The organism is Paenibacillus sp. OT2-17, from assembly GCF_009827695.1.
Taxonomy (GTDB): domain Bacteria; phylum Bacillota; class Bacilli; order Paenibacillales; family Paenibacillaceae; genus Paenibacillus; species Paenibacillus polymyxa_B.
In genome coordinates this window covers 1-8,253 of record NZ_WUDQ01000138.1, presented here as the reverse complement: position 1 = coordinate 8,253, position 8,253 = coordinate 1, and the positions used below count along the sequence as shown (strand labels likewise).

The window sequence follows — 8,253 nt, the reverse complement described above, 5'->3', positions numbered from 1 at the left end:
AAGGGCTACGGTTCACAACTGCTTGGTGAAATCGAACAAATTGCTAAAGATAAAGGGTGTAATTTTATACAACTTAATACCTTTACTTTTCAAGCGCCCAAATTCTATGAAAAGCATGGGTATGAAGTCGTTGGTGTTATTGACGATGCTCCGAGAGGCTTTAAACACTATTATTATAAGAAAAGTATCTACTGAGGACTCTATATATGCGCGTACAGATCAAGGAAATAAATAAAGACCAGCATATCATCATTCGTAGTATTGGCGAGGAAAAAGTATACGGCTACTGGACATATTTTTGGCATGAACTGACTTCTGGATATGCGTATGTTGTCCCGTATGAACAAAGCTTGGATAAGTTGATTCCCGGTTGTGTGATTTCGGTCGAGACTTCTCAATCCAGTATAGAAGGGTTCAGAAGGCTGAAGTCTACTGAAGAGACAGGGATTTTTCGGCCTCAACCAAAGCTAGGCGACTACTGGATTCAAGGAACGATACATCAAGTGCTGCAGGGCGAAGCAGGCGGGATAGAATGTCTGGAGATTGTAATAGGAGACACTACGTTTATTTTGGATTCTGAAGAAATGAATGGTGATGTCAACGTTAAAGTGGGCGATGTTGTCGCCTTTGAAATCATAGGCCTACAGTTGTTTGACGAGGGACTGTGATCGCTCCAGGTTACCCCGCTAATCTAGTCTATGGTTAGAGTTATTGCGCTCTACAAAATAACGAGTTAAAGTATGGTGAATTCCATATTTAACCACAGTATGTCGGTGTGAAAGTTAAAAGCTAGATTATAGTGAATCGTGAATAAAGAAAGGTATGATCGGATTGACAACAGAAGTGACACACAAAATATATACCATGTGTATGATTCAAGACGGAAGCAAGGTATTGCTTATGAATAGACCCAATCGAAAGGGGTTTCCGGGTTATATTGCGCCAGGAGGAAAAGTAGAGTTTCCAGAAAGCATTGTGAATGGGGCCATTCGTGAAGTAAAGGAAGAAACAGGCTTAACCGTTAAGGAAATTGTATTTAAAGGAATCGACGAATATTGTGACCCAAGTCAAGGGCTGAGATATATGGTCTTTAACTATTTGGCTACAGCCACTGAAGGTGAACTATTAAAAAATCCCCCTGAGGGAGAATTGCTGTGGGTGGATATGAAGGAGGCGCTAAATCTGCCGATGCAGGATTGGTTTAAGCGGAGATTTCCATTGTTTTTCGAGCCGGGAACGTTTGAGGTTAGTTTCGTTTGGCTAGCAGATACGGATGAAACCCTGGAAGCAACGATTAAGAGCTATGGTGTGTAGAGATGACGACGACCATTTATTTTTCGTCTAATCGGCTAGGCGAGGTAACAAATGATCAAATGCAAAGGATGCTGAATCGTTTTGATTTGGGACGTTTGCTATCTTACGAAAAAACGGCAGAAGGTGTCCTAGGGCAAACTCTCTATGTTTCCTCAACGGCTGGGCAGTTTGTGCTGAAGGGGAACCCGCTTTTTCTAGGGCAATGGATAGAAGAAAAGTTTATGGTGGAGCAAATACAGACACAGACTCCAATACCCGTGCCAACACCGTATCTTGTGGATCATACGGAGGACATTTTCGGCTGGAGCTATGCAGTTATGCCCCGTCTATACGGTCAGCATATACATACACCTGAGTTGCAAGCAAAGCTGACCTTGCTGGATAAACAGCAAATGGCTGAAATGCTTGCTACTGTTCTGTTGGAGCTTCATAGCTGGAAGGTTAAGAACAGTGGAGAGCTGGATACAACAACTCTAGCCATTCGCCCTTTTGAAGTCTCTTATCGAGGATGGTTGTATGGACGAATTCGATATTGGCTAGAGGATGCCAAAAAATACTCGAACATTTCTGTACAGGATATGGAATGGGTAGAGGAAATATTGGAAGGCTCCGTCAAGCATTCGATCAGCTGGAAGCTGCGACCTTTGTGATGGGGGATTTTAAACCGCAAAATTTCCTTGTGCAGAATGGGGATAAGGGCTGGAGAGTCAGTGGTCTTTTTGATTTTACGACAGCCTATTTTGGGGATGGGGTTGCAGATCTTCCGAAAATAACCACCATGTATCTGGAGAACGGCGAAGAAGAGTTGGCACAAAGTTTTCTTACTGCTTACGCACAAGGGATGAAAGCTAAAGAAGGATTTACTGAGCGTTTCCGGGTGCATATGCTGCATCAGCAGGTTCTAAACTGGGGATGTGCCAAAGCGATGAAGCTAGTCACTTGGGATGATAAGCTCTCTTTTGCAGATTGGGCGCAAAAATTTATGGATATTGAATATAAGCAATAGCAGTTTAATTGAAGGTTTAAAGAGGGGGGGAGTGAGCGGGATGCAGACCGTCGAATTGGTACAGCCGGATCAGAGCTGGAAGGACGCTTATCTTTCATTTTATGAGGAATGGAAAAAGAGCCAGGAGCATATGGTACCTTGGGTGATCTCTGTAGAGCCGTACGATTTTGAAGGTATGCTGACGGTTTTAAGTAATCAGGAAAATGGAATCAACCTGTCTGAAGGCTGGGTCAAAAGCTCAACATACTGGCTTGTGAATGCGAATGAACAGGTCGTGGGAGCAGTGAATATCAGGCATGATCTTAACGAACACCTAATGAATGCCGGAGGTCATATCGGTTACGGTATCCGTCCTTCTGCACGAGGGAACAGGTACGCTGTTACAATGCTGGCCTTGGCGTTAGAAAAAGCAAAAGAGCTGGGGATTTCCCGAGCCCTGGTTGTGTGCGACTCCGATAATATTGCCTCCAAAAAAACAATCATACAAAATGGCGGAACGCCGGACAAGGATTACATAGAGGAAGACGGAAACCGTGTAAACCGGTTTTGGATCGAACTGTGAGTGAGAAAGAAGGGAACGCGAGAAGCTCATGAAATTATGGCCTGAATATGCGCAAAACATCATTGTTGGTGTTATCTTTGAAGGGGAATGGAATTGGTATGTGACGGAAAGAGAGTATTGGTTTTTGAATACCGAGATGGAGGAACGGTTTGGTATCCCTATTTTGGATGAAACCACAGTGGGAGCATTTTTGGATCACATCTGTGAATATAAGGTGGCTACTGGGGAACTAACTTCAATGCTCCAGTTGCTTGATGGTGCTATTCAGCATCAGGATGAAGTGTTGGAGTTCTGTCCTGCTCTGTATGTTAACTTTGATGAAAAAGTTCTCTATTCGCTATTTCCTGAGCCAGCCTCGTTTGAACACTATGTCCCAGCGGGGTGGAAAGGGGAATATCAAAACTTTTTGAACGAGGTACCTTCACCTGAACAGTATTGGATGATCGAGGGAAGTAATTTTTTTGAGAAATTCACTTGATAGGACGAAGGAGGAAATAAATATATGGATTCTTCCATGCATGAGTTTAAAATCATATCCAAGCACAGAATGTACGATCAATATTTGGTAAAGTTGCGGGCATGTATTGTGCTTTTGGATGAACAGGTGCTATGGCGAGTAGGTGAGACGGAAACGAATAGCATTGGTGGGATCATCAACCATATCATGGTGCATGTGCGCAGAAACGCAGCCAAGCTCATAGATCCGACGATTACATACAAGCAAGGAATGGAGGATAGCTTTATACCTTCCATGCAAAACAAGGAACAACTGATGGATGAGGTAGAAGAAGCTTTTTCATCCTTCTGTGCAGCATTGGACCATACGGGGGCGATAAATATGTATGACGTATACCATGTGGTGGAGCATACGGCTTATCATCTGGGGCAGATCATAGACCGAGTTCAGAGATTGGCAGATCACCGTTTTCAATTTGTACAGACAGGACTTAATGAAAAAGCATTGCATGCGATAGTGCAGCAATCCTTGCGTAATCTACGAGAATAATGGAATCAGTAGCTATATAAACCTATAAAATGTAGTTCTAAGGTCACGAAAGCCTCTCTAATGGTCATGTTTTTATTTCTTAATTGATATTGATAATTATTATCACTTATAATAGAAGCAGACATATTACGTTATGATAGGGAGAGTTGCAGAGTGACAGTGTCCTTGGAATTATATGATGTAACGATCATCGGCGGTGGTCCTGCCGGTATGTATACCGCATTTTACAGTGGAATGAGAGATATGAAAACCAAGCTGATCGAAGCCAAGCATGAGCTGGGCGGACGAATGCGCATATACCCAGAGAAGATGATTTGGGATGTCGGGGGGGTTACCCCGGTTTTATGTGAAAAGCTGATTGATCAGCTGGAGCAGCAGGCGCGGACGTTCGAGCCTACCATTGTGCTGGGACAGCAGATCACTGGTTTGGATCGGCAAGAGGATGGCACGTTCCTGCTAACTTCTGCCACAGGGGAACAGCATTGGACACGCACGATCGTTCTGGCAGTAGGCTATGGTATTCTCAAAATGGCTAAGCTGGAGATTGAGGGGGCGGACCGCTATGAGGTTACGAACCTGCATTATACTGTACAAGAGCTGGAGCCATTCCGGGGCAAGCGCGTCCTGATTTCCGGTGGAGGCGACTCGGCGGTGGATTGGGCAAATGAGCTAGAGTCTATTGCGGCGAGTGTGACCGTCGTACATCGTCGGGATCACTTTGGCGGACATGAGAAAAATGTAGCTCGTATGAAATCATCCTCGGTCCATGTCCTCACACCATACGCGGTGAGTCAGCTACATAGCAACAATGGAGAGACGATTGAACAGGTGACGATCAGTCATGTAGATACGGGCGAAATACAGGTGTTGAATGTCGATGCTGTCATCGTAAATCATGGACTTAAATCCGACTTCGGCCCGCTTCGGGATTGGGGACTGGATATGGGTGAGTGGCATGCCCGAGTGAGCGAAAAGCTGGAAACGAATCTGCCAGGGATTTTCGCAGCAGGCGATTTTGTCGAGTACGGAAGCAAGCTGTATCTAATTGCCGGTACGTTCACAGATGCCGCCCTTGCACTGAACAGCGCCAAGCTGTACATTGATCCAGCAGCTGACAAAGCGGCATATGTATCTTCTCATAACAGCCGATTCAAGGAAAAAAACCGCGAGCTTGGTGTCATGGAGTAAGAATACGGAATAAGTTATATAGGATTAGAAATAGGGCAGGGAAAATGTAAAAGAACTTCCGCGACTACAATTCATGTGGTTTTGGAGGTTCTTTTTTTGTCAGGTTACTGACTTCTCGTTCTAAAGGTTGGATAGCATACACCATATAGAATAAAATGAAGAAAGCCTGTCCTTTTCGGTTTTATATAGTAGATTTTGAGTAGAGAAGATAAGGAGCGTGAAAAATGAGCTTACAAGAGGTACTTGAACGGCTAGCAATTCATCTGCCAGACGACATGGTGGAAGCTTTGCATGTACATAGCAAGGAACGAGAGGGACGGAACGTTCAGCTTCAACTCATGAATGAGCAAGAGCTTGCCGAGGGCATCAAGTGGATGGGGCAGATCGAGATATTTAAACATATCGTCCCTCTATGGACGGATGACCATTCTAATTATGTTGGCATATATGTGGAGGGGCCGTTAGCATATAAGTTGTGTTATATAAGTCACGAGGAAACGGATTTGTCACCGGCGTACAGAAATGTGGTTTCTCTGATTGCAGAGTTGGAGCAAAATCCAGCACTGGAGTGGGAACAGCTCCGTAAGGATTATCCGTCCGGCGAGGACATTAGCACAGAACAATTAGCGGAAGATATTCGCTGCATGAATGAACTAAGAGCCTTGCTAGAAAAGGATTCACCTGTGGATGATGATGTGAGATGTCAGCATCTTTATAGCTTAATGGCGATCACGCCTACCTGCGAACTAGACTCATTGCTTCCCTATTTGGACGATGAGGATATGTATGTACAGGAACGAGCATGTGTCCTTTTAGGACATCATGGATATGAACCAGCGACCGAATTATTAAAAGAAGTGGTGAAGTACGGAAGCCCGAATGGGAAACTGGCAGCCCGTAAGGCGCTCTCAATGATTCGCAGTAAGCAGATGGCCAAGCATTAAAAAATTAAACGAACCTACCATAGAAAGTATGGACGGGATTGAAAGGTGACATATGGAGAGACGAACGGAGCAACAGGAAGCGATTTTGGCAGATATTATTCAAAAGGCGGAGCCCTTTGTACAGCAGCAGTTGGAGCATGATCATAGTGGTCACGATTGGTTTCATATAGACCGGGTGAGAAAGCTGTCCCTTAAAATTGCTGCCAAAGAGGGCGCAGATTCGTTTATTTGTGAACTGGCAGCACTGCTGCATGATGTAGCGGATGAAAAATTAAATGATTCCAAGCAAGCGGGCCTGGATAAAGTAGAGCAGTGGCTGCTTCTGCATGTAAGTGATCCAGATGTGATCACGCACGTGATGACTATTATAGCTACGATGTCCTACAATGGTGGACAAAACCCGCCTATGGAAACGCTGGAAGGTCAAGTTGTGCAGGATGCGGATCGGTTGGATGCTCTTGGAGCGATTGGGATTGCAAGAACCTTTATGTATGCTGGCTCAAAAGGCAGTATGATGCATCACCCGGATAAAGACTTTTCACAGCATGATTATCGTGCCGCAGGTAAAAGTGCCATATACCATTTTTACGAAAAGCTGCTCAAACTCAAGGATTTAATGAATACCGCTTATGCCCGAGAGCTGGCGGAAGTTCGGCATCAATGGATGGAGATGTACTTGGAGCAATTTTATAGAGAATGGAATGTGGATGATAAATAAAGTGTTTCAATAAGGCTGTTTCCTCTAACCGAGCATATCGGAGGGGAAATGGCCTTTATTTTTTTATAAATGTCATATTGATATTATCGAAAATGTGTGTTATTTTATTGTTAATAATAAAATGATAATAACAAAAAATTATAAACTATAAAGAAAGTGAGGAAGTGGCTATGTTTGGATTTAATTTTGTTAAATTTCAGCCCAGTGAATATGTGATGAAGGTGAAAAACGGGAAGGTGGTTCGGGAGGGTGTTGGATTATCTTTTTATTACTACGCCCCGACCACCTCGGTTGTTGTCGTGCCCGTCTCTTCCATTGATGCGCCGTTCATGTTTGAGGACATGACGAATGATTTTCAGGCGGTGACGGTGCAGGGGCAACTAACTTATCGAATTGTGGATTATCGGAGAACGACGCAGATTTTAAACTATACGTATGACTTGAAGGAACGACGCTACATTTCGGATGATCCGAGCAAGCTGGCCCAACGGGTGATTAACATCGCCAAGGTGCTTACCAAAAAGTATTTGGAGCGTGTCCCGCTCAAAGAAGCTGTTCAGTCCAGTGAACGTCTGGCCCAAAATATGACGAAGGATATTGCACAGCATACGGAAATGGAAAAGCTCGGCATTGAGGTTATGGGACTGTCGATTTTGGCGATTCTACCCAATAAGGAGACGATGAGAGCGCTGGAGGCTCAAGCGAGAGAAGAGATTCTTCGCAACGCGGATCATGCTTTGTATGAACGTCGTAATGCATCTATTGAGCAAGAGCGGCGTGTGAAGGAAAACGAGCTGAACACTGAGATTGCAGTAGAGACGAAAAAGAAACAAATCCGCGAAACTCAACTCGATGCCGAGCGTTCTGTGAAGCAAAAGCAAAGCGAGATGAAAGAGGAGCAGCTACGATTTGACACAGCCTTGGAGGAGAAAAAACGCGAGCTGATTGAGCTGACCGTAACGAATAAAAAGGCAGAAGCCGATGCCAAGGCCTATGAGCTGACAGCAGTCATGAAATCGTTGCAGGATGTTGAGCCGAACGTACTTCAAGCTATGGCCAACATGGATATGAGCCCGGATAAGCTAATTGCGATTGCATTCCAGGAGCTTGCAGAAAATGCAGGCAAAATCGGTCAGCTGAATATTACGCCGGATCTGCTGCAAGGTCTCATGTCAGATACGGGAGCTAGCGGATCAGCAGGATCGAGAGGGTCTGGAGGAAGAACACGATGAGCAGCCGAATGACAGAGCAGAAGATCATTTTGGTGAAGCGTAAAACGCGACTGGAGGAACTGATTGTCCGATACAATACGGTGCAGCAGGCTCGCTTCTTTATGGAACGGTTGGGTGCGGATTTCAGTGATTATGTGCTGGAGGACGAAAATTACCGCAGGGCGGTGGCAACGGCAACGTCGGATTTAACGGCCTTGGGTCGTGTTCAGATTGTGGAGCGGGAGCATGTGCCGAACTTTATTTTTGGTGAGCAGGATACAGTGGTGGTGCTGGGTCAGGATGG

10 protein-coding genes and 2 pseudogenes are annotated in these 8,253 nt (G+C 44.8%); all 12 read left to right on the top strand.

What is annotated here, in order from left to right; translation table 11 throughout:
• Positions 1–195: GNAT family N-acetyltransferase (locus GRP75_RS15105; protein WP_160789709.1), on the top strand; the 195-nt coding region annotated here is incomplete at its 5' end.
• An 11-nt stretch (positions 196–206) separates the two neighbouring features.
• The gene (locus GRP75_RS15100) at positions 207–668 is read left to right on the top strand and encodes a hypothetical protein (protein WP_160789708.1); all 462 of its coding nucleotides are present in this window, start codon (positions 207–209) and stop codon (positions 666–668) included.
• Between the two features lie 154 nt (positions 669–822).
• Complete coding sequence (locus GRP75_RS15095; protein ID WP_053324929.1) at positions 823–1,314, top strand: 8-oxo-dGTP diphosphatase; 492 nt, start codon at positions 823–825, stop codon at positions 1,312–1,314.
• Positions 1,315–1,316: 2 nt separating this feature from the next.
• Positions 1,317–2,320, top strand: a pseudogene (locus GRP75_RS15090) (phosphotransferase family protein).
• 40 nt (positions 2,321–2,360) lie between these two features.
• Positions 2,361–2,882 carry a GNAT family N-acetyltransferase gene (locus GRP75_RS15085; RefSeq protein WP_160789707.1) on the top strand — a complete coding sequence of 174 codons (522 nt, stop codon included), beginning with the start codon at positions 2,361–2,363 and terminating at the stop codon, positions 2,880–2,882.
• A gap of 28 nt (positions 2,883–2,910) precedes the next feature.
• Positions 2,911–3,360, top strand: a complete 450-nt coding sequence (locus GRP75_RS15080; protein WP_023987715.1) for a hypothetical protein — start codon at positions 2,911–2,913, stop codon at positions 3,358–3,360.
• Between the two features lie 24 nt (positions 3,361–3,384).
• Positions 3,385–3,888: a DUF1572 family protein gene (locus GRP75_RS15075; RefSeq protein ID WP_160789706.1), complete on the top strand. Its 504-nt coding sequence runs from the start codon at positions 3,385–3,387 to the stop codon at positions 3,886–3,888.
• 153 nt (positions 3,889–4,041) lie between these two features.
• Positions 4,042–5,076, top strand: coding sequence for an FAD-dependent oxidoreductase (locus tag GRP75_RS15070; protein WP_160789705.1), 1,035 nt, complete (start codon positions 4,042–4,044; stop codon positions 5,074–5,076).
• Between the two features lie 224 nt (positions 5,077–5,300).
• Positions 5,301–6,020, top strand: a complete 720-nt coding sequence (locus GRP75_RS15065; protein WP_160789704.1) for a HEAT repeat domain-containing protein — start codon at positions 5,301–5,303, stop codon at positions 6,018–6,020.
• 52 nt (positions 6,021–6,072) lie between these two features.
• Complete coding sequence (locus GRP75_RS15060) at positions 6,073–6,738, top strand: HD domain-containing protein (RefSeq protein ID WP_068939960.1); 666 nt, start codon at positions 6,073–6,075, stop codon at positions 6,736–6,738.
• Positions 6,739–6,908: 170 nt separating this feature from the next.
• The gene (locus GRP75_RS15055; RefSeq protein ID WP_013309343.1) at positions 6,909–7,970 is read left to right on the top strand and encodes an SPFH domain-containing protein; all 1,062 of its coding nucleotides are present in this window, start codon (positions 6,909–6,911) and stop codon (positions 7,968–7,970) included.
• Positions 7,967–8,253: pseudogene (locus GRP75_RS15050) on the top strand (sugar kinase); the annotation flags it as partial. The gene GRP75_RS15055 and the pseudogene GRP75_RS15050, both read left to right, overlap by 4 nt.